The organism is Isoptericola croceus (genome assembly GCF_029382255.1).
GTDB lineage: Bacteria > Actinomycetota > Actinomycetes > Actinomycetales > Cellulomonadaceae > Isoptericola > Isoptericola croceus.
On the sequence record NZ_JARLLG010000002.1, the window covers coordinates 368,490 to 388,650 of the forward strand.

The 20,161-nt window shown below is 74.0% G+C and carries 16 protein-coding genes; 5 read left to right on the plus strand and 11 right to left on the minus strand.

Annotated features, from left to right (window positions below; translation table 11 throughout):
- Window positions 1-72: 72 nt before the first annotated feature.
- Window positions 73-321 (minus strand): WhiB family transcriptional regulator, encoded by a 249-nt coding sequence (locus PZC42_RS07605; protein ID WP_106267737.1) that lies wholly within the window; start codon window positions 319-321, stop codon window positions 73-75.
- 224 nt (window positions 322-545) lie between these two features.
- Here PZC42_RS07605 and PZC42_RS07610 point away from each other — a divergent pair, with 224 nt between their 5' ends.
- The gene (locus PZC42_RS07610; RefSeq protein ID WP_277209642.1) at window positions 546-980 is read left to right on the plus strand and encodes a hypothetical protein; all 435 of its coding nucleotides are present in this window, start codon (window positions 546-548) and stop codon (window positions 978-980) included.
- Here PZC42_RS07610 and PZC42_RS07615 read toward each other — a convergent pair.
- The 6 genes from PZC42_RS07615 to PZC42_RS07640 form a co-directional block, all read right to left on the minus strand.
- Complete coding sequence (locus tag PZC42_RS07615) at window positions 879-4,934, minus strand: FtsK/SpoIIIE domain-containing protein (RefSeq protein WP_277209644.1); 4,056 nt, start codon at window positions 4,932-4,934, stop codon at window positions 879-881. The two genes, PZC42_RS07610 and PZC42_RS07615, sit on opposite strands and share 102 nt — an antisense overlap.
- Before the next feature lie 75 nt (window positions 4,935-5,009).
- Entirely contained in the window at window positions 5,010-7,625 is a 2,616-nt protein-coding gene (locus tag PZC42_RS07620; protein ID WP_277209646.1) for an ABC transporter permease, read from the minus strand.
- Window positions 7,625-8,443, minus strand: a complete 819-nt coding sequence (locus PZC42_RS07625) for an ABC transporter ATP-binding protein (protein ID WP_277209648.1) — start codon at window positions 8,441-8,443, stop codon at window positions 7,625-7,627. The genes PZC42_RS07620 and PZC42_RS07625 overlap by 1 nt, the downstream gene beginning before the upstream one ends.
- A 174-nt stretch (window positions 8,444-8,617) precedes the next feature.
- Complete coding sequence (locus PZC42_RS07630) at window positions 8,618-9,277, minus strand: hypothetical protein (protein WP_277209650.1); 660 nt, start codon at window positions 9,275-9,277, stop codon at window positions 8,618-8,620.
- 30 nt (window positions 9,278-9,307) lie between these two features.
- A complete protein-coding gene (locus tag PZC42_RS07635) occupies window positions 9,308-9,973 on the minus strand; it encodes a response regulator (protein ID WP_277209652.1) in 666 nt (221 codons plus the stop codon).
- A complete protein-coding gene (locus PZC42_RS07640; RefSeq protein ID WP_277209654.1) occupies window positions 9,970-11,376 on the minus strand; it encodes a sensor histidine kinase in 1,407 nt (468 codons plus the stop codon). Before PZC42_RS07640 ends, PZC42_RS07635 begins: the two co-directional genes overlap by 4 nt.
- A gap of 143 nt (window positions 11,377-11,519) precedes the next feature.
- Between PZC42_RS07640 and PZC42_RS07645 the strand changes: the two genes are divergently transcribed.
- Together PZC42_RS07645 and PZC42_RS07650 are read left to right on the plus strand one after the other, a co-directional pair.
- On the plus strand, window positions 11,520-12,206 hold the full coding sequence (locus PZC42_RS07645; protein ID WP_277209656.1) for a response regulator transcription factor: 687 nt from the start codon (window positions 11,520-11,522) through the stop codon (window positions 12,204-12,206).
- A 6-nt stretch (window positions 12,207-12,212) separates the two neighbouring features.
- On the plus strand, window positions 12,213-13,559 hold the full coding sequence (locus PZC42_RS07650) for an ATP-binding protein (RefSeq protein ID WP_277209658.1): 1,347 nt from the start codon (window positions 12,213-12,215) through the stop codon (window positions 13,557-13,559).
- A gap of 125 nt (window positions 13,560-13,684) precedes the next feature.
- Here the strand turns inward: PZC42_RS07650 and PZC42_RS07655 are convergent, their stop codons facing one another.
- A complete protein-coding gene (locus PZC42_RS07655) occupies window positions 13,685-14,170 on the minus strand; it encodes a GtrA family protein (protein ID WP_277209660.1) in 486 nt (161 codons plus the stop codon).
- A gap of 40 nt (window positions 14,171-14,210) precedes the next feature.
- Here PZC42_RS07655 and PZC42_RS07660 point away from each other — a divergent pair, with 40 nt between their 5' ends.
- Complete coding sequence (locus PZC42_RS07660; protein ID WP_277209662.1) at window positions 14,211-15,446, plus strand: 5-(carboxyamino)imidazole ribonucleotide synthase; 1,236 nt, start codon at window positions 14,211-14,213, stop codon at window positions 15,444-15,446.
- Window positions 15,446-15,991 carry a 5-(carboxyamino)imidazole ribonucleotide mutase gene (gene purE / locus PZC42_RS07665; protein WP_277209664.1) on the plus strand — a complete coding sequence of 182 codons (546 nt, stop codon included), beginning with the start codon at window positions 15,446-15,448 and terminating at the stop codon, window positions 15,989-15,991. Before PZC42_RS07660 ends, purE begins: the two co-directional genes overlap by 1 nt.
- 110 nt (window positions 15,992-16,101) lie before the next feature.
- Here purE and PZC42_RS07670 read toward each other — a convergent pair whose 3' ends face one another.
- The 3 genes from PZC42_RS07670 to PZC42_RS07680 form a co-directional block, all read right to left on the minus strand.
- Complete coding sequence (locus PZC42_RS07670; RefSeq protein ID WP_277209666.1) at window positions 16,102-17,319, minus strand: IS30 family transposase; 1,218 nt, start codon at window positions 17,317-17,319, stop codon at window positions 16,102-16,104.
- 66 nt (window positions 17,320-17,385) lie between these two features.
- Window positions 17,386-18,789, minus strand: coding sequence for an LCP family protein (locus PZC42_RS07675; RefSeq protein ID WP_277209668.1), 1,404 nt, complete (start codon window positions 18,787-18,789; stop codon window positions 17,386-17,388).
- A 4-nt stretch (window positions 18,790-18,793) separates the two neighbouring features.
- Entirely contained in the window at window positions 18,794-20,131 is a 1,338-nt protein-coding gene (locus tag PZC42_RS07680) for an LCP family protein (RefSeq protein ID WP_277209670.1), read from the minus strand.
- Between the last annotated feature and the right edge of the window lie 30 nt (window positions 20,132-20,161).

The window sequence follows — 20,161 nt, forward strand, 5'->3', positions numbered from 1 at the left end:
GTGAGGCGCCGAAAAGGGCTCCCCCGCTCGTGATGAGCGGGGGAGCCCTTCGGCATGCTGTGGGCGAGAGCCTCAGCCGGCGCGGCGGGCGCGAGCGGTGCGGCGCTTGAGAGCGCGACGCTCGTCCTCGCTCATGCCACCCCAGACGCCGGCGTCCTGCCCGGACTCCATGGCCCACTTGAGGCAGTTGTCGACGACGTCACAACGACGGCAGACAGCCTTGGCCTCCTCGATCTGCATGAGGGCAGGCCCGGTGTTGCCGATCGGGAAGAAGAGCTCGGGGTCCTCGTCGAGGCAGGCTGCCTTGTGGCGCCAGTCCATGTCATCTCCTCAATGGTCGATGATCGTTCCCGGGCCGCGCTCGGCGATAGGCATGCCGAGGTGCAGCCGTCTCCGGTGCGGATCGTTCGGGGGGCGGAATCTCTATCCAGAATCACACCTCGTGAAGGTGCGCACAAGGGGTTACGGCCAGATTTCTGTCCCGTGAACCCTGAGGGTTTCATCACACTGCACAAAGTTTCTTCGCGGCCGTATCCTGGCGTGTCATGCCAGGTTCTGCTGTTCCCGCTCGCGACACCGGCCCGGTCCCGCCTCGGCGCAAGGGGCCCCGTGGCGTGGTCCTCGCGATCCTCGTGGTCGTCGTCCTGGAGGCGGCTGCCATGATCACCTTCGCCGGCGCCGTGCTCGTCGAGCTGGTGAGCGGCCGGTCCACCAACGTCGGGGTCGGTGTCTTCGTCGTGGTGTTCTTCCTCGGCCTGGCATGGCTGCTCGTCGGCTGCGTCCGAGCGCTGTGGCGCGGACGACGGCGAGGTCGGTCCCCGGTGGCCGGCTGGCAGATCTTCCAGGGCATCATCGGCGTCTCGCTGCTCACCGGCGGCTCACCGGCGGCAGTCCTCGGTGGGCTGGTCCTCCTCCTGCTGGCGGTGGGCGTCCTCCTCGGGCTCATGACGCGCCCTGTCCTGGAGCACACCACCGGCTGACTGGAGCGGGACGGGCCGGCCCCCGGTCACCAGCGCGCCCCTCCCGGGCCGGGTGGGTCCGAGGTCGGCGACGTCGCCCAGCGGGGTCCCGAAGACCTCGTCGGCCTCCCGCCCACCCGGTGCCAGCACCACGCCGGTCCGCAGCGCGCGCAGCTCGGCCAACGGTCCGCGGTGCGCCATGAGCGCGCCCTGCGTCGTCGCCGATGCGAGGAGCACCAGCCCGTGCTCCTCGACGAGCGTGCCGAGCCGTTCGACCTCCACCGGGCACGACTGGGCGAGGGCGTCGAGGTCGTCGACGACGACGTGCGCCGGCTGCGCGCGACCGCCCGCACCACCGGAGCCACGCGTTCTGGAGGACAGCTCCTCGACCAGCCGCCGGACGGCCGCCGGCGTCGACGGCGTCGCCGGGTGATCACCGGCCTCGGCGCGCAGCGCGGCATCCCGTGAGACGACGGCAGCGAGCTGTCCGGTCGCCGCCAGCGCGCGCACGACGGTCCGTAGCACCGTGGTCCTGCCCGCACCGCGTGGGCCCACGACGAGGGCGCCGCCGCCCACGTCGAGGGCGACCGGTACCGCACCGTCGCCACCCACGCCCACCACGACCTGGCCGGGATCGCGTGGAACGTCGGGTGCGTCCGCGAGGTCCTGCCACGTCACGCGCGCAGGCAACGGCCGGACCCGGTCCGGCGGGACTCCCGGGCCGGGCACGGCACCCCCTGCCGCGGACGTCGGCACACCGGGCAGGAGCACCTGGCAGACCCGCGGCTCGCCCGTCGGCAGCCAGGCGGCGCGGCCGGGTGGCCCTCCGCTCCCGGCGAGCGCCGACGGCGCCCCGAGCATCACGTCGGCGTGCTGGTCCGCGCCGAGCAGCACGAGGCGTGGCCCCACGCGTGCTGCCACACCCCCGACCGACGCCGCGTCGGCGGTGAGGGCGAACGCCGCGTGCCCGGCGGCGAGTGCGGTCACCAGCGGGTCCCACGCCCCTGGTCCGGCGAGCGCCGTCCGGAGCTCCTCGACACCGTCGACGACGACGAGGGTCCGTGGGACCTCGGCCTCGGGCGAGGGCGCGCGGTCCAGGAGCCGCAGCAGCCGGCGCGCCCGTCGAGGGTCGCCAGGACCGGCCACGGTCCCCAGGCCGGGATGGTCGGCCAGGTCCGCGAAGGCAGGGGCCGCCGCCGGAGGGGCGAGCACGTGCACGTGCCAACCGCGTGCCAGCGCCGCCGCGGCCAGGGAGACGAGCGCCGTCGTGCGGCCCGACCTCGTGGGGCCCAGGACGGCGAGATGCCCGGTCCGGGGTTGCCAGCGGACCAGCACGCGCCGTTGGCCGGCCGGGTCGTCGGCGAGCGCGAGCGGCAGCGCACCGGGTCCGTCGCCCGAGGTCGGCACGTCCGCGGGGAGCTCTGCCTCCGCGACCCGGGTGGGCAGCGCGGGCAGCCACGGCGCCGGGCCGGGTCGGTGGCCGAGGCGGTCGGCGGCCGCGCGCGCGTCGTCCACGGCGGCGTCGACCGGGCCGCGCCCGAGCACCGCAGGCCGGGGCACGACGGCGTCGCCACCGGCCCCCGTCGGCGCGGACCGGCGCCAGGCAGGTGCCCGGCGCACGACCGGGCCGCCGTCGTCGGGCAGCGTCCCGGCATGGGCGCACTGCAGCGAGACCGGCGGAGCAGCGCCGACGCGGAGCACCGCGCGGCCCGGGGCGCCGACCGGGATACGGGCGGCCACCGCGGTGTCGACCACGTCGTGGGAGTCCGCGGCGTCCACGACCCGCAGCGCGATGCGTGCCGAGACGTTGGCACGCACGTCGGTGCTCACCGCGCCCGAGGGGCGCTGTGTCGCCAGGACCAGGTGCACCCCGAGCGACCGGCCCTGGGCGGCGATCCGGAGGAGCCCGGGCAGGAAGTCCGGCAGGTCGTCGGCCAGCGCGCGGAACTCGTCGATGACCACCACGAGCCGGGGCAGGGTGCCCGGCGGGGCGTCGTCGAGCGAGGCCGCCCGACGCTCGGCCAGGACGCGCTCACGGCGGTGCAGCTCCGCGCGCAGCCCGGCGAGCGCCCGGCCGGCGAGCCCCGGCTCGAGGTCCGTGACCTGACCGACGACGTGCGGCAGGTCGGCGCACCGTCCGAACGAGGCCCCGCCCTTGAAGTCGACCAGCGCCAGGGCGAGGTCGGCGGGGGACCTGCTCAGGGCCAGCCCCAGCACGAGGGACTGCAGCAGCTCCGACTTGCCGGACCCCGTCGTCCCTGCGACGAGCAGGTGCGGTCCGTCGGCGACGAGGTCGAGCGTCACCGGCGTGCCGGCGGCGTCGCGGCCGAGCGGCACCTGCCACCCGGTGGCCGTGGCCCACCGCTCGGCGGGGTCCGTGCCGTCGAGCAGGTCGGCGAGCGGCACGACGGCGGGCAACCCCGGGTCGGTCACGTCGGCGCCGTCCGCGTCCGACGACGGCGGCTCGGTGGTGGTCGCGAGGACGGCAGCGTCGAGCTCGGCCAACGAGCGGCGCAGGCCGCGCAGCCCGGCCAACCGGCGGGCGGTGCGCTCGGCCCAGGCCGTGGTGACCCCGACGCACGGCCCCGTGGTGTCGGTGCCGTCGGGAGCCGTGCGGTGCGCCAGCCCGTCGGGGGCGAGCCGGACGGTCGCCCGGCACCAGGAGGGGGCTGCCACCTCCGGGCCTCCCGGCTCGTGCGGCAGGCACAGCACGACGAGGTGGCCGCGCCGGGCCGCCTCGTCGGCGACGGCTCGTGCGGCCTGGTCCGGGGCGTCGACCACGAGCACCCGGGCCGTCGCGGCCTCGGCCGTCGTGGGAGCGGTGGCAGGTGCCAGCCAGCGGCACCACGCCCACGCCCCGTGACCTGTTCCGACCACGTCGACCGTGGCCCCCGCCGCGGCGAGGTCCACGACGACGGCGCGGGCGGTCGCGCGCGCGAGCCCAGCGGGTCCGCGCACCGCGAGCGCACCGTCGGGCAGCAGGTCGGCCGGTGCCCGTCCAGCCGGCGCGGCATCCCGGTGCGCACCGGTACGTGCTCGCGCGCCGAGCGTGTCGAGGGCGCGGCGCCAGGCCACGTCGGAGGCCTGGTGCGCCGCAGCCACGCGAGCTCCCGTGCGACCCGGTGCCGTGCCGGCCGGGGACATCTCGGGCGGCGGGGCCGCGTCCTGCGCCCGGCGCCGTCGGCGGACGGCGGCGACCACCTGCGGGGCCAGCGCGACGACGGCGACCAGGGAGAACAGCGCGTACAAGGGCTGCCGCAGCGTCACGGCCAGGGCGACCGACCCCAGGACGGGGACGAGCCCGGTGAGCAGCATCGCCGGGCTGAGCGGCGGGGTCGTGGCTCGCTCGGGCGGCTCGGGGGCGAGCCAGGCCGCGACGTCGCCGGAGCGGTGCAGCGCGTACCGGGTACCGTCCACCTCGAGGACGGTGTCGGGCCGCCAGCGGCGCGGCAGCAGGCGCAGGCGGCGACGGCGCTCGCGGCCGTCGGACGTGCGCACGAGCGCACCGACAGACCGTCCCGGCAGCCCGGCCGGGCCGCCGGGACGGCACCGTCGTGGCCCGGGTCGGACGTGAACCCGGTCGCGGGAGTCGACGCGCACGGTGGCGCTCCGGGCAGGGTGCCCGACGGCGACGGGACCACCTGCCGCGAGCGGGATCGTCTCCCCGGCTCCAGGTCCGGTGACGGGACTGATCAGCCACGGGCTGCGCAGCGCGGCGACGTCCGAGGCCGCCCGGCTCGATGCGGTCCGGCCCGGTGCGGCGGCGCGGACCACCCGCAGGGTCGCCCCGGGCAGCAGCGGGCGCCGGCCCACGACGGCGTCGTCGCCGACCGGGGTGCCGTCGGCCTCCAACGCCGCGTGCCACAGCTCGGGGCGGCGGGCCAGCTCGGCCAGAGGGGTGCGCAGGTCACCGAGCCGGGCGCCGTCGGGCAGCTCGACGTCCTCTTCGGGATGCAGGGTGAGGCGGACGGGCATGGGACCAGCGTGCCGTCGTCGCGCACCCGCCTGCCGGCGTCGTCCACACCCTGTGGACGACGCCGGCACGGGGCGTCACTCGGCGGCGAGCGCCTCCACCGGGGAGGCCTTGAGCGCCGTGCGCGCCGGGGCCACCGAGGCGACCAGACCGGCCACCAGGGCGATCGCCAGCACCAGCGTGACGTCGCGCCACGGCACCGAGAGGGTGACGTCGCCCATGACTCCGAGCGCCGCCGCCGACCCCGCCCAGCCGTACGCCAGGCCCAGGGCGATCCCGAGGAGCGCCCCGACCCCTGCGATGAGCAGCCCCTCGATGGCGAGCATGCCGCGCAGCTGGGCCTTGGACAGGCCGATGGCGCGCAGCGTGGCCGACTCCTTGCGCCGCTCGATGACGGACAACGACAGGGTGTTCGCGACGCCGATCAGGGCGATGACCACCGCCACGGCGAGCAGCCCGAGGACGATCGCCAGCATCGTGTCGATCACCCGGTCGTACTCTGCACGTTCCACGGCGATCCCGAGGACCTGGGCGGACGCGCCGGAGTCCGAGACCACGTCCTGGACCGCCGCCACCACCGACGCCGCATCCGCGGAGTCGGTGAGCCCGACGTACACCTCGGTCACCGGGGGCTCGCCCGCCAGGGAGGCGAGATCGTCCCAGGCGACGAAGGTCGCGTACGGGTCCGTCTCGCTGACGGCGACGGTGAAGGACGCCGAGCCGTCCGGGCCGCGCAGCACCAGGGAGTCACCCTCCTCGAGCGACATCTGCCCGGCGAACGACGTGCCGAGGAGGATCGTGCCCGGCGCCAGCCCGTCGAAGACGTCCGGGTTCCGCAGCACGGCCCGAGCGGCCTGCGGGTCCACGCCGGAGACCTCGATCGTCCAGGGTTCCCCGGACGCGGCGCCAGCCGTCTCGAGCTGGCCGTCCTCGGTCTGCACGAGGTCAGGCGTCTCGAGCCCCACCTTTGCGACGGCGGAGATCGCCGCGACCCCGTCGGTGCCGACGATCCCCGCGCGGAGCTCGTCCGACAGCGGGACGGCGGTGCCGTCGTCGTCGTACGTCGTGCTGGAGACTAGGACGTCCACCGGGAACTGCTCGTCGAGCGCCTCCGTCAACGAGGTCCGGGCGCTGGCCGCACCCGTCGACATCATCGCCACCAGGGTCACACCGATGAGCAGCGCGGTGCTGGTCGCCGCGGTCCGCCGCGGGTTGCGCAGGGTGTTGGCGCTGGCGAGCCGTGCCGTCGCACCCGAGGCCCCGACGAGGCGGCCCGCGAGCGCGGCGACCCTCGGCAGCCAGAACACGGCGCCGACCGCGACGCCGACGAACGAGATCGCACCGCCGGCGATCCCGGCGAGGAGCCCGAAGGTGGGATCCTGCGCCACGGTGCCCAGCACCGCACCGACGGCGAGCAGCCCGAAGCCGACCACCGCCGCGAGCAGCGAGAGCACGAGGCGCACCCGACCCGCACGGCGGGACGCCGACGGGGCGTCGGTCGGCCGCAGCGCCGCCAGCGGGGCGACGCGGGTCGCGACCCGGGCCGGTACCAGAGCGGCGCCGACCGTGACGAGCGTGCCGACCACGAAGGGGATCACCACGACCTGCCAGGTCACCGCGATGGCGTCGGGCAGCGGTACCGAGACGTCCATCGCGTGGGCCACCCACAGCGCGACCTGGCCGAGCAGCATGCCGAGCAGCACACCGCCAGCGGACGAGATCGCCCCGAGGATCGCGGCCTCGGTGAGCACGCTGCGCCCCACCTGCGCCTTGTTCGCCCCCACGCACCGCAGCAGCGCGAGGGTGCGGGCGCGCTGGGCGACCAGCACCTGGAACGTGTTGGCGATGACCAACCCGGCTACCACCAGGGCGATCGAGGCGAACGTCAGGACGAAGATCAGGAACATCAGGTCCTCGCCGCCGGTCAGGGACGCCGCCACATGGGCTGCCCGCTCGTCGATCGGCACCACCCAGCGCGCGTCGGCGAGGTCCGTGGTGCCACCCACCACCTGGGCCAGCGCGGCCTGGACGGCCCTCTCGGCGGCGCCCGGGGCGAGCGCGACGGCGACCTCCGTGGCGCCGGGATCGGCGCCCATGTCCTCGGCGACCCACGTCGCGAAGGTGTCGGCGTCGATGACGGCGGCACCTCCGGTCCGCGAGTACGCCCCGTACGGGTCGTCCAGGAGCCCGACGACCGTCGGCTGCTCGGTCACCTGCTGCCAGTCGTCGTCGGTGGACTGGTAGCGGGTGAGGTCGACCTGCTCGCCGACCTCGAGACCGAGGCGGTCGGCGACGTCCGCCGGGAGCGCGATCTCGCCCTCGTGCGCGGGCATCGACCCTGCCGTCGTCTGCAGCGGCATGAGCCGCTCGTCCGCCGTGGCGATGGCGCTCTGGTAGACCGACCGAGAACCGGCCGCGAGCTCGATGTCGAGGGCGCCCATCGGTGCCACCGCGGCGACGCCGTCGACGTCACCGAGCGCGGTGACATCGGTGATCGGGTCTTCCCAGGTGGCTCCGACCACCAGGTCGGCGTCGGCATAGCGGGCGGCGATCGAGTCGTAGGCGGTACGCGTGATGACCCCGCTTGCCAGCAGGGTCGCGGCGACGAACGCCGTGCCGATGACGATGGCGATGCCGGCCGCCGCGAGCCGGCCCGAGCTGCGGCGCATCTGCGCCAGCGTGATCTGCAGCATCAGGCACCCGCCTGCGTGCCGTCGTCGGCCACGGGACCCTCGAGGGAGCGCAGCGCGTCGAGCCCGGCGAGGACCGCCTCGGGCGTGGGGTCGCTGATCTCGCCCGCGATGCGGCCGTCCGCGATGAGGACGACGCGGTCGGCGTACGCGGCGGCGGTCGGGTCGTGCGTGACCATGATGATGGTGCGGCCCAGCTCGCGCACGGAGCGCCGCAGGAAGCTGAGCACCTCCGCGCCGGAGCGCGAGTCCAGGTTGCCGGTGGGCTCGTCGGCGAAGACGACGTCCGGCTGGGCGATGAGGGCGCGGGCGATGGCCACGCGCTGCTGCTGACCGCCGGAGAGCTCGCTCGGGCGGTGCTCGAGCCGCTGCTCGAGGCCCAGGGTCCGCACGAGCGTGTCGAGCCACTCGGTGTCGACCTTCGCCCCGGCCAGCTGGAGCGGCAGCGTGATGTTGTCGCGTGCGGTGAACATCGGCAGCAGGTTGAACTGCTGGAACACGAAGCCCACCCGGTCCCGGCGCAGGCGGGTGAGCGCCTTGTCCCCGAGGCCGGTGATCTCGGTGGTGCCGAGGAACGCCTGACCTGCCGTCGCGCTGTCCAGCCCGGCCAGCAGGTGCATGAGGGTGGACTTGCCGGAGCCGGACGGGCCCATGATCGCGGTGAAGCGGCCCTCGGCGAAGTCGACGTCCACGCCGTCGAGGGCGCGCACCTGCGCCTCGCCGGAGCCGTAGGTCTTGGTCAGGCCGCGCGCCCTGACGGCGAGCTGTCCGTTGGCGAGGGTGTCGGTGTCTGTGACGGGGACGAACACGGTGGTGTCCACGAGGTGTCTCCACGGGTCTTGCTCCGGCGGCTCCCAGGCGGAAGCTCGATGACACCACCGACGCTACGGAGCGGGCGACCTGCCGTCGTCGGCCCTCGGGCTGGTCGTAGGGGCACCCAGGTCATACCCAGGTATGACCTGACCCTGAGCACTCCCTGAGCGTCACCACCAGGGTCACTCCGGGTTGCGTGCCCGGACGCGCACCAGCACGAGCACCGCGCCACCGAGGAGCAGCCCGGCCACGATCACCGCCCACACGTAGCCCGGGCCGCCGAGCAGGCCCTCGAGCAGCACCCGGCTGCGGGAGGTCGGGTCGGCCAGCACCACCGCGACGAACGCGGCGACGACAGCGACCACCACCCCGGTGAGCACCCGCTCCCACCGCTTGTCCAGGGAGGCGCGTCCCATCACGCGGCGTCCGGCGCGGACGATGTGCCGGGCACGCAGCAGTCGCAGCGCGCCGACGGCGCGCACGAGTCGGAGCAGCTGCACGGGGCCGATCGCCAGCACCGCCGAGATCACGATCGCCGTGGTCACCACGACCAGCCAGCGGTGCTGCCGGAGCCAGCGCCACTTGTCCCGGGAGACGGCGAACAGCACGACGGTCTCGCCGAGCAGCACGGCTCCCGTCAGCAGGCTCGCGACGGACCCGACGGACCGGTACGGCTCGTCGAGCAGCGTGAGCCACACCGCGGGGACCGAGGCGAGGGCCGCGACCAGGACGGGCCACGTGAAGCGCTGCGACCACCGGGTCTCGGGATCCTCCGGCACGGTGGCCGGTGGTGCCGCCACGTCGTGCCCGCTCTCCGTCGGGGCAGGGGCGTCGCGACTCACGGGGTCCAGGGTAGGGCGGACGGGGCGGGCTCAGGAGCCCGGCCGCACCAGTCCGGTCTCGTAGGCGGTGACCACGGCCTGCACCCGGTCGCGGGCGCCGAGCTTGGACAGGACCCGGCCCACGTGCGTCTTCACCGTCGCCTCGGCCACGAACAGGTCGGCGGCGATCTCGGTGTTCGACCGTCCTCGGGCCATGAGCAGCAGCACCTCGCGCTCTCGCTCCGTGAGCTCGCCGAGGGCGTCGTGCGCCGGCCCGGCCGCCGTCGTGGGCAGGGCGGTGACGAGATGCTCCAGGAGCCTGCGCGTGGACGACGGCGCGATGACGGCGTCGCCGCGGTGCACGGTCCGGATCGCCGCCAGCATCTCCTCGGGCGGGGCGTCCTTGAGCAGGAAGCCGGAGGCGCCGGCCCGGATCGCCTCCAGGACGTACTCGTCCAGGTCGAACGTCGTCAGGACGACGACGCGCGGAGCGTCGGGCCGCGCGGTCAGGCGTCCGGTCGCCGTGAGCCCGTCCATGGTGGGCATGCGGACGTCCATGAGCACCACGTCGACCTGGTGGTCGGCGAGCAGGCGCAGCGCCTGCGCCCCGTCGGAGGCCTCCAGCGCCACGGTGAGGTCGGGCTGGGAGTCGATGACCATCCGGAAGCCGGCACGCACGAGCTGCTGGTCGTCGACGAGTGCGACACGGACGGTCATGCGGGCTCCTTGTCGTCGGTGGCCCCGGCGGGCGCCGGGGGTGCGGCGGCGGGCACCGGCATCGTGAACCGTACCCGCCAGCCGCCGCCCGGCCGGGGGCCGGCCGTGACCGAGCCGCCGAACAGCGCCGCGCGCTCGCGCATCCCGAGCAGCCCGTAGCCGGCCTCTCCGGTACCGGCCGCCGCCCCGCGGCCGTCGTCGGCGATCTCGATCCCCACGGACGCGGCCTCCCAGCGCAGCACCACGGTGACGCGCGGATCGGGCCCCGCGTGCTTGCGCACGTTGCTCAGTGCCTCCTGGGTGACACGGTGCAGCGTGAGCCCCGCTCCGGGCGGCAGGCGGCGTGCGGCGCCGACGCGCACGAGCGAGACGCGCGTGCCGGCGTCGCGCGCCTGCGCCACCAGGGTGCTCAGGTCGGCGTCGTCGGGCTGCGGTGCCAGGGGAGCGATGCCCGACGACGTCGCCCGCCCCGGGAGCACCGCGGCGGCAGGGTCGCCGCCCGCCCGGGCCGCGCCGTCGTGCGGGGTGCCGCCGTCGGCGCGCCGTGGCTCCCCGGGGACCGCCGGGGGCAGCACGTGGGCCGCCGTACCTGCGGCGCCTTCCTGCCGTGCCGCCGCAGCAGTGGGCCCGTCGTCCTCCCGCAGGACGCCGAGCAGGCGGCGCATGTCGGCGAGGGCTGCCCGCCCGGTCTCGGAGATGACGTCGAGCGAACGGACGGCGGCTGCCGGGTCCTTCTCCGCGGCGTACCGTCCGCCGTCGGCCTGGGCGACGACGATGGACAGCGAGTGCGCCACGATGTCGTGCATCTCGCGGGCGATGCGCGCGCGCTCCGCGGCGGTGGCGATGCGGGTCTGCTGGTCGCGCTCGATCTCGAGGCGTTCGGCGCGGTCGTGCAGCGCCGCGATCATGGTGCGGCGGTTGCGGCGCACGAGGCCGAGGGCCCAGACGGCCAGCGCGATGGCGGTGCAGAAGACGCTGACGCCGATGAGGTCGACGGGGTTGGCGCCCAAGGCCACGGCGTAGACCGGGGTGATGAGGAAGGAGCCGACGGCTGCCGAGGCGATGGCGGTGAGGTGCGCCCAGCGCGGCCCGTAGACGGTGACGGACCACAGGGCGACCAGGACGGCGGCGTCCCCGGGCAGGAGGAGCGGGTACCCGCTGAGCAGGTGGGCCAGCCCGACGGCGTACACGGCCACGACCGAGGCCACGGGCCGGGTGCGGCGCCAGGCGAGCGGGACGACGGTGAGCAGGGACCACACCGTGACCGGGACGGTCTGTACCTCGTAGCCGTCGATCGGCGTGGCGCTGACCGCGACGACGAGTCCGAAGATCACCGTGCCGGTGACGTCCACGGCGAACCGGTGGCGCTCCAACCAGGTGCTCACCCGCGCTGACCAGCCCATGCTCGCTACCATAGGCACGTCGGCCGGGGCCGTGCGTCCGACCCTGGTAGGACCTCAGCGCGTGCGGTCGTGCCCCCACGGGCTGACGAGATCGCCGTGTCGTGACGTGCCAGGACCAGGCATATTGCCGCTAGCATGAGGGAATGACCCACGTACTGCTGGCCGAGGATGACCCGGCGATTGCCGAGCCTTTGGCGCGGGCTCTCACACGTGAGGGTTACGACGTCGTCGTGCAAGGAACTGGTCAAGGAGCTATCGACAATGCCGGGGACGCGGACATCGTCGTCCTGGACCTCGGCCTGCCGGACATCGACGGGCTCGATGTCGCACGCGAGATCCGTGGCCGCGGGCTGAGCACGCCGATCCTGGTGCTGACCGCCCGCGCCGACGAGGTAGACCTCGTCGTCGGCCTGGACGCCGGTGCCGACGACTACGTCACCAAGCCGTTCCGGCTCGCGGAGCTGCTGGCGCGTGTCCGGGCGCTGCTGCGCCGCACCCACGGTGAGGCCGCGGAGGACGAGGAGCTGCGTGCGCAGGACGTCCGCGTCGACGTCGCCGCGCACCGGGCGTTCCAGGGCGAGCGTGAGCTCCACCTGACGACCAAGGAGTTCGACCTGCTCAAGGTGCTCGTGAACAACGCGGGCTCCGTCGTCGTGCGCGACACCCTCATGCGCGACGTGTGGGGGTCGGACCCTGTCGGGTCGACCAAGACGCTCGACATGCACGTCTCCTGGTTGCGCCGCAAGCTCGGCGACGACGCGAACTCACCGCGCTACGTCTCCACGGTCCGGGGCCTCGGCTTCCGGTTCGAGCTCGGCCAGCAGGCCTGACCTCCGGTGCGCCGTCGCGTCCTGCTGGCGACGATCTCGGCGGTCGCCGTCGCGGTGGTCCTGCTCGGGGTCCCGCTCGGGTTCTTCGGCGCCCAGTACGTCATGGCGAACGAGGAACGACGGGTCTCTGACCGGCTCGACTCCTTCGTGCGGACCGTCGAGCGCGCCCAGACCCAGGAGGACAGTCCCAGCGAGGAGCAGCTCCTGCGGGCCGCCGAAGGGCGCTCCGGCGACCTCCCGGCCCGCGTCACCGTCAGCCTGCCGGACGGCGAGCTGCTCGAGTACGGCACCGAGCTGCGCGAGCCGACGATCTTCAAGGCTGCCCAGACCACCGACGAGCGGACGTCGGTGTCCATCGAGGTCTCGGCCTGGGGCGCCTACATCAAGGCCGCGCAGACCGTCGCGCTGGTCGTGGTGGCCGGCGTGGTGGCCATCGCGGCCGGAGTCGCGATGGCTGTGTGGCAGGCGAACAGGCTCTCCGCGCCCCTGGTCTACCTCGCCGCGTCGGCGGAGCAGCTCGGCTCGGGCCAGGTGCGCCCGACCCTCGAGCCCTCCGGAGTCGAGGAGATCGACCTGGTGGCGGCCGAGCTGGCCCGCAGCGCCGACCGGCTGGCCGGCCGGCTCGCCGCGGAGCGGCAGTTCGCCCAGGATGCCTCGCACCAGCTGCGCACCCCGCTCACGGCCCTGACGATGCGGCTGGAGGAGATCATGCTCACCACGGACGACAACGACGTCGTGGAGGAGGCGAGGGTCTCGCTGGAACAGGTCGAACGCCTGGTCGCCGTGGTCGACGACCTGCTCGCCACCTCCCGGCGCTCGCAGGGCGGCACGACCGAGGCGGTCACGCTGCTCGACGTGGTGCACCAGCAGGAGGAGGAGTGGGCCGAGACGTTCCGCGGTGCGGGGCGCACGCTGGCGATCGACGTCCCGGGCGAGCACCGGGTCCTGGCGACCCCGGGGGCGTTGGCGCAGGTGATCGCCACCCTGCTCGAGAACTCTCTCAAGTACGGTGACGGCACCACGACGGTGCGCTCCAAGCCGTCGGGTCCCAAGGGCGCGGTGGCGCTCGAGGTGTCGGACGAGGGCCCGGGTGTGCAGGACGACGTCGCCCCGCGAATCTTCGAGCGGGGGATGACCACCGGAGGCAGCACAGGGCTCGGGCTCGCGCTCGCCCGTGACCTGGTCGCGGCGGACGGCGGCCGCCTCGAGCTGGCGCAGCGAAGGCCGCCGGTGTTCCGCATCTTCCTCGTGGGCGTGCCCCGCACGCTCGACCCGAGCGTGGTGCTCCCACCGGGGACGACGATCTCGTCACGAGGCCGCCGCCGCGGCTGGCTCCATCACCACGAAGGCTGACCCGGAGCGCAGCGGACGGTGGGGCCGAGGGACGAGGTCCGCGCCGGGAGCGGAGTGCAGGGTCGGCCGAGACGATGCTGAAGGCTGACCCGGAGCGCAGCGGACGGTGGGGCCGAGGCCGAGGGTCAGCCGACTCCCCGGAAGACGACGGTGCGGTACATGACGTAGCGGAAGACGGTGCTCAGCACGAGCCCGACCCCGTTCGCGGCGACGTTGTCGGCGAGCGGGGAGTCGAGTCCCAGCACGTAGCGCGACACGGCCAGGCATCCGGCCGAGATCGCCAGTCCTCCGACGTTGACGGCCCCGAACTCCAGCAGCTCACGGCCGCGGCGGCGGGTCCGGCGGGCGGCGAACGTCCAGTAGCGGTTGCCGACCCATGCGACGAGCGTCGCGACCGCCGCGGCGATGATCCGTACGGTGATGGGTTTGTGCGCGAGCACGTCGACAGGCCCGTGCAGCATGAGGTTGAACACGGCCAGGTCCACGACGAAGGCGATCGCGCCGACGGAGCCGAACCGCAGCAGCTCACCGCGGCGCGCCCACACACCGAGAACGGTGCGCGCCGGCCACCCGCGGGCTACGGGTGCGGTGGTGGCCGGGGCGCGAGACATGCGGGACACCCTATCGGCCCGGCCGGTATCCTCGACGTCCGTGACCTCCCCCGCCAGTGCCCGCGCCAGTGCCTCCGTCCCGCCCGTGGTCGCCGTCGTCGGCGGTGGCCAGCTCGCCCGCATGATGGCCCCTGCTGCCGCTGAGCTCGGCGTGCACCTGCGGGTGCTCGTGGAGGACCCGACGACGGCGGCGGCGCAGGTGGTCGTCGACGCGCCGGTCGGTGCCGCGTCCGACGAGGCGGCGATCCGTGCGCTCGTGGCCCCTGCCGACGGCCGTGCCCGGGCGGACGTGCTGACCTTCGAGCACGAGCACGTCCCGAACAGCCTGCTGGCCGACCTCGTTGCCGACGGCACGCCGGTGCGACCGGGCCCTGACGCTCTGGTGCAGGCGCAGGACAAGATCGTCATGCGCCGTCGGCTCTCGGAGCTCGGCGCTCCATGCCCGCGCTGGGCGGCGCTGCCCACCGACCCGGGGGAGGCCAGGGCTGCCCTGGCGGAGTTCCTGCGTGCGGCTCCGGGTGGTGAAGCAGTCGTCAAGACGGCGCGCGGCGGTTATGACGGCAAGGGCGTGCGGGTGGTCGCTGCGGCCGGCGGGGCGGACGACTGGATCGCCGCCCACGTGGCGGGCGGGCCGGAACTGCTCGTCGAGGACAAGGTGCCGTTCACGCGTGAGCTCGCGGTGCTGGTCGCACGCCGGCCGTCCGGCGAGGTGCGTACCTGGCCGGTGGTGGAGTCGGTCCAGCGTGACGGGGTGTGCGCGGAGGTGATCGCACCTGCCCCGGAGCTCGACGCCCAGCTCGCCGAGCAGGCCCGCCAGGTGGCCGTGCAGGTCGCCGAGGGCCTCGACGTCACCGGTGTGCTCGCCGTCGAGATGTTCGAGGTGCCCACGGCGGGCGGCGGCAGCGAGGTGCTGGTCAACGAGCTCGCCATGCGCCCGCACAACTCGGGGCACTGGACGATCGACGGCGCCAGGACGAGCCAGTTCGAGCAGCACCTGCGTGCGGTGCTCGACCTGCCGCTCGGTGCGACCGAGCCCACGGCGCGCTGGACCGTCATGGCGAACGTGCTCGGTTCGACGCTCGAGCGTCTCACGGACGCGCTGCCGCAGGTCGGCGCGCGGTTCCCGGAGGCTCGGGTCAACCTGTACGGCAAGGGCGTCCGCCCAGGCCGCAAGCTGGGTCACGTCAACGTCAGCGGTGACGACCTGGAGGCGGTGCGCCGCCGGGCGTTCGCCGCCGCCGCCCTGCTGCGGGGCGAGGAGATCGAGGAGAGCTGATGAGCGAGAACAAGCCCGTCGTCGGGATCGTCATGGGGTCGGACTCCGACTGGCCTGTCATGCAGGCCGCGGCCGACGCGCTCGACGAGCTCGGCGTGCCCAGTGAGGTGGACGTCGTCTCCGCCCACCGGATGCCTACCGAGATGATCGACTACGGCCGCCAGGCCGCCGGCCGGGGGATCCGCGTGATCGTCGCCGGTGCCGGGGGAGCGGCGCACCTGCCGGGCATGTTGGCGGCCGTCACGCCGCTGCCGGTGATCGGGGTGCCGGTGCCTCTCAAGCACCTGGACGGGATGGACTCCCTGCTGTCGATCGTGCAGATGCCCGCCGGGGTGCCGGTCGCGACGGTGTCGATCGGTGGTGCCCGCAACGCGGGGCTGCTCGCCGCGCAGATCCTCGGGGCCGGGACGGACGCGGAGTCGCTGGCGCTGCGGGAGCGGATGGTCGCGTTCCAGGCTGAACTGCGCGACGTCGCGCACGCCAAGGGCGAGCGGTTGCGCGCCGCTCGTCGAGGAGCGGCCACCACCGGCTTCTCGCCGACGTAGCCCAGGACCGCGAGGTCGACACCCGGCGGAGCGCTACGTCGCGCGCCCGCTTGCGCTACCTCGCGCCCGCTTGCGGGCGGTCTCAACCGGTCATTGCAACACCGGGTTGGTCACGGGGTCGAGAGTAGCTCGGCGAGCTTCTCGGCGGGGGTGGCCCAGCTGAGGGTTTGTCGGGGTCGGGTGTTGAGCGCTTCTGCGACGTCCTCGAGGTCGGATGCGGGGTGGACCGACAGGTCGGTGCCTTTGGGGTAGTACTGGCGCAGCAGGCCGTTGGTGTTCTCGTTCGAGCCGCGCTGCCAGGGTGAGTGCGGGTCGCAGAAGAACAGGTCGACGGGGTCGGTGAAGCCGATGTCGATCCCGGCGTTCGGGGTCATCTCGCGGCCCTGGTCCCAGGTCAAGGTGCGGCGCAGGTGCTCGGGCAGGGCCTGGATCTTGGTGCGCATCGCGGTGGCGACCTGCCCGGCGGCGTATCCATCAGGCAGGTGCAGCAGCATCACGAACCGGGTGCTGCGTTCGACCAGGGTCCCGATCGCGGACTTGTTCGCGGTGCCGATGATCAGGTCGCCCTCCCAGTGGCCGGGCACGGCCCGGTCGGTGACCTCGGCGGGACGCTCGCTGATCAGGTACTTGTCATCGATCGCTCGCCGGCCCTGCTGGTTCGCGCGGGTCTGCGCGCGAGGACGGCGGCGAGCCCGTCCGGTGCGCAGCGCGGTGTGCAGCTCGGCGCGCAGCCCGCCGCGCCCCTGGACATACAGCGCCTGATAGATCGTCTCGTGGCTGACACGCATGGACTCATCATCCGGGAAGTCGATCTTCAACCGGTTGGCGATCTGTTGCGGGCTCCACGCCCGCGATCGCCCGCTCGCGGGGCGCACCGTGCCGTCCAGCCGCGCCTCGACGTAAGCGGCCAGCCGTGGGTGGTGCGCAAGTCGACGCCGCTCGTCCTTCGGCCGGGCCGTCTGCCGGTCACGGTGGGCCTGCGCGACCGAGGGCACGTATCTGCCATCAGAGGCCCGCCGGCCAGGATGCGCCAGCTCGCGACTGATCGTCGAGGCCGGGCGCCCCAACCGGCGCGCGATCTGACGCCCAGACCTGCCCTCGGCATGGAGCAGACCGATCTGCTCTCGCTCCTCGAACGACAAGAACCGGCCCGACGGCGCGGCAAGATCGATATCAGGCACCCCGCCACCCTGAGCGACCCACACCTGCGCCGTGCGCCGGGACACGCCCGCCACCGCGGCCGCCACGCCCACATCCCCGCCATCGAGCCACGACCGCCAGAACACCCGCCGCCATGCCCGCGGCACCGCAACCCCACCACGCACCATCACAAACACCCCATCCAAGATCAGGGTGTTGCAATGACCGGTTGAGACCGCCGCGCTACCTCGGCGTCAGAGTCCGCCGACGGTCGAGCCCGGCTCGAGGTTCCCCTCGCGGATGTCGACCCAGAACTGGTCGGCGTCGTCGGCGAGCAGCACGGTGGACCCGACGCCGCCGCCCGGGTTGTAGCCGGGGTTGGCGATCGGCGGGGTACCGGTGACACCACCCGGACCGGTAGCGCCCTTGAAGGCGAGCGCGAGCCGGCCCAGGTCGATCAGCCCGGTGTCATCGTCGACGAGCAGGGCGTCCGTGCCGGCACCGATGAGCTGGACCTGGTCGATCGGGTTGAGCAGCACGCTCGGCTTCACGGCGGTGTCGGCGATGCCGCCGATGACCTGCTGCTGGCGTTCGGCGCGTCCGATGTCACCCTTCGGGTCGGAGTAGCGCATGCGGGAGAACGCGAGCGCTGTCGCGCCGTCCGACTCGTGGCACCCCGACTCCCAGACCAGCTCGGACTTCGGGTCGTCGACGTCGTAGTCCAGGCACAGCTCGATGCCACCGACGGCGTCGACCATCCCCTCCAGGCTGCCGAAGCCGACCTCGGCGTAGTGGTCGATGGTCAGACCGCTGAGTCCTTCGACGGTCTTGACGAGCAGCGGTGCGCCGCCCCAGGCATAGGCGGCGTTGACCTTGTTCATGCCCTCCCCGGGGATCTCGGCGTACGTGTCGCGGGGGATGGAGATGAGGGCCGTGGGACCGCTCCGGGGCTTGTGCAGCACCATGATCGTGTCGGTGCGGGCGCCGGAGGTGTCGTCGTCCACCCCGCCCGAGCCGCGGGCGTCGGAGCCGGCGAGCAGGTACGTCGTGCCGGGGGTCCCGTCGGCGCCGGACAGGGCGTCGGTGCGCTGGATCTGCCCGTCGGCCCAGATGATCAGGCCGATCGGCCAGGCGAGGAGTAGCACGAGCACGAGGAGGGCGGCGAGGCCGGCGACACGTCGCTTGCGCACCTTGATGCCGCCCGGGCGCCCTCCGCCGGTCCCGGTGGGACGGCGCTGGCCGGGCCGCACCGCGGGACCGGCCGCGGCGGCCGCCACGGGGCGCTGCCGAGCAGGCATCACCCGCGTCCCCGAGTCCCGCGGAGGTCGCTGCGCGGGCGGCTGGGCAGCGGGCCGCGCAGCGCCGGTCCGCGAGCTGCCGACGGCGGGGGCGTAGGACTGCGGCTGCCGTGAGGGGGCCGCGGAACGCCGCGGCGGCGTCTTCGGCGTCACCGGGATCTCGCGTGACGACTGCCGGCGCACGCGGGGCTCGTGGGACTCCAGGGGCACGGCGTCGTCCCGGCGTCCGACCCGGCCACCCGGCCGGGGGCGTGCTGCCTCGGGTCCGCCGACGGAGATGGCGTCGCCGGTCTGCGGTGGGCGCGAGCTGCGGCCGCCGGTGGGCGTGAAGCTCGGGGGGATGCGTCGCTCGTCAGTCATGAGATCACCCGCACACCGCGGTGACGTCAGCGCCGGTGAACGCTTCCTCGCCGGCCTCACGGGTCTGCGTGGGCTTCGGGGTGGGGTCCGCGTCCTGCGAGTCGTCGTCCGCCGTCGTCTCCTGGTCGGCCGGGTCGTCCTGTGCCGGGGCGTCGTCCGCCGGCTCGTCCTGCGTGGCATCGCCGTCCGCGGTCGAGCCCTCCTCGTCCGTGGGCTCGTCCTCGACGGCGATCACGTCGCTCAGGGGGCGGTCGTTGCGCAGGTTGTCGAACACCGTCGTCGCCTCGTCCGTGAGCACCACGTTGTTGGGGTTGGACGGGTCGTACTGCCACGGGACCGTCATGAAGGCGATCGTGTCAGGTCGCAGCCCGCGGGCGCTGTACGCCAGCCCGGCGAGTCCCTGGATCGAGCCGAGGTTGCTGCTCATCGTGAGCGACCCGGTCACTGCTCCGAGGAACTGCAGGAGCTGGGGCGAGTCGGTGAGCAGGTTCTGGCCGAGCACGGTGCGGGCGAGGGCTGCCATGAGCTCCTGCTGCCGGGCGATCCGGCCGATGTCGGAGCCGTCGCCGAGCCCCTGGCCGGTGCGGGCGCGTGCGTACTTCAGCGCGGTCTTGCCGTCGAGAGTCTGCACCCCGGCGGAGAGGACGAGGTTGTCGGCCTTCTTCGAGGAGATGTCGTTCGGGATGCACATCTCGACGCCACCGAGGGCCTCGATCATCTGCTCGAACCCGGAGAAGTCGACGACGATGAAGCCGTCCATGCGCACGTCGGAGATCGTCTCAACGGTCTTCATCGTGCACAGCGCGCCCGACTCGACGTCGCCGCCGGTCATGACGCCTGCCGCGAAGGAGGCGTTGAACTTCACCCCGTACATCGGCGCGGTCTGGCCGCCCGACGACGTCGGGCAGCTCGGGATGTCGACGGTCGTGTCGCGCGGGATGGACATCAGCTCCACGCGCGAGCGGTCGGCGGAGATGTGCATGACCATCGTGGTGTCCGAGCGGGCGCCGTCCGTGCCGTCGTCGACCACGCCGGCGTTGTCACCGCCGCGGGAGTCGGAGCCGAGCAGGAGGATGTTGAGCGCCGACCCGGCGGACGGGTCCTCGGGGGCCACGACCTCCGGGCGGTCGGTGCCCAGCGCGGCGTCGGCGTCGACGGTCGTGATGTTCCCGGTGAGGGTGACGGCGGCCGTCGCGGCGCCCACCCCGGTGAAGGCGATGACCGCCGTCGCCACCATCCCGAGCGCGCGCACCGCCGAGTGCCGTCGCAGCGTCCGCGCGTGTGCCGGCCCCCGGGGCGGTACGTGCCGCGGGGCGACGTGGCGGGCAGGGGTGTGCTTCACGATAGGTGAGCATAGATGCCCCGGCCTGGG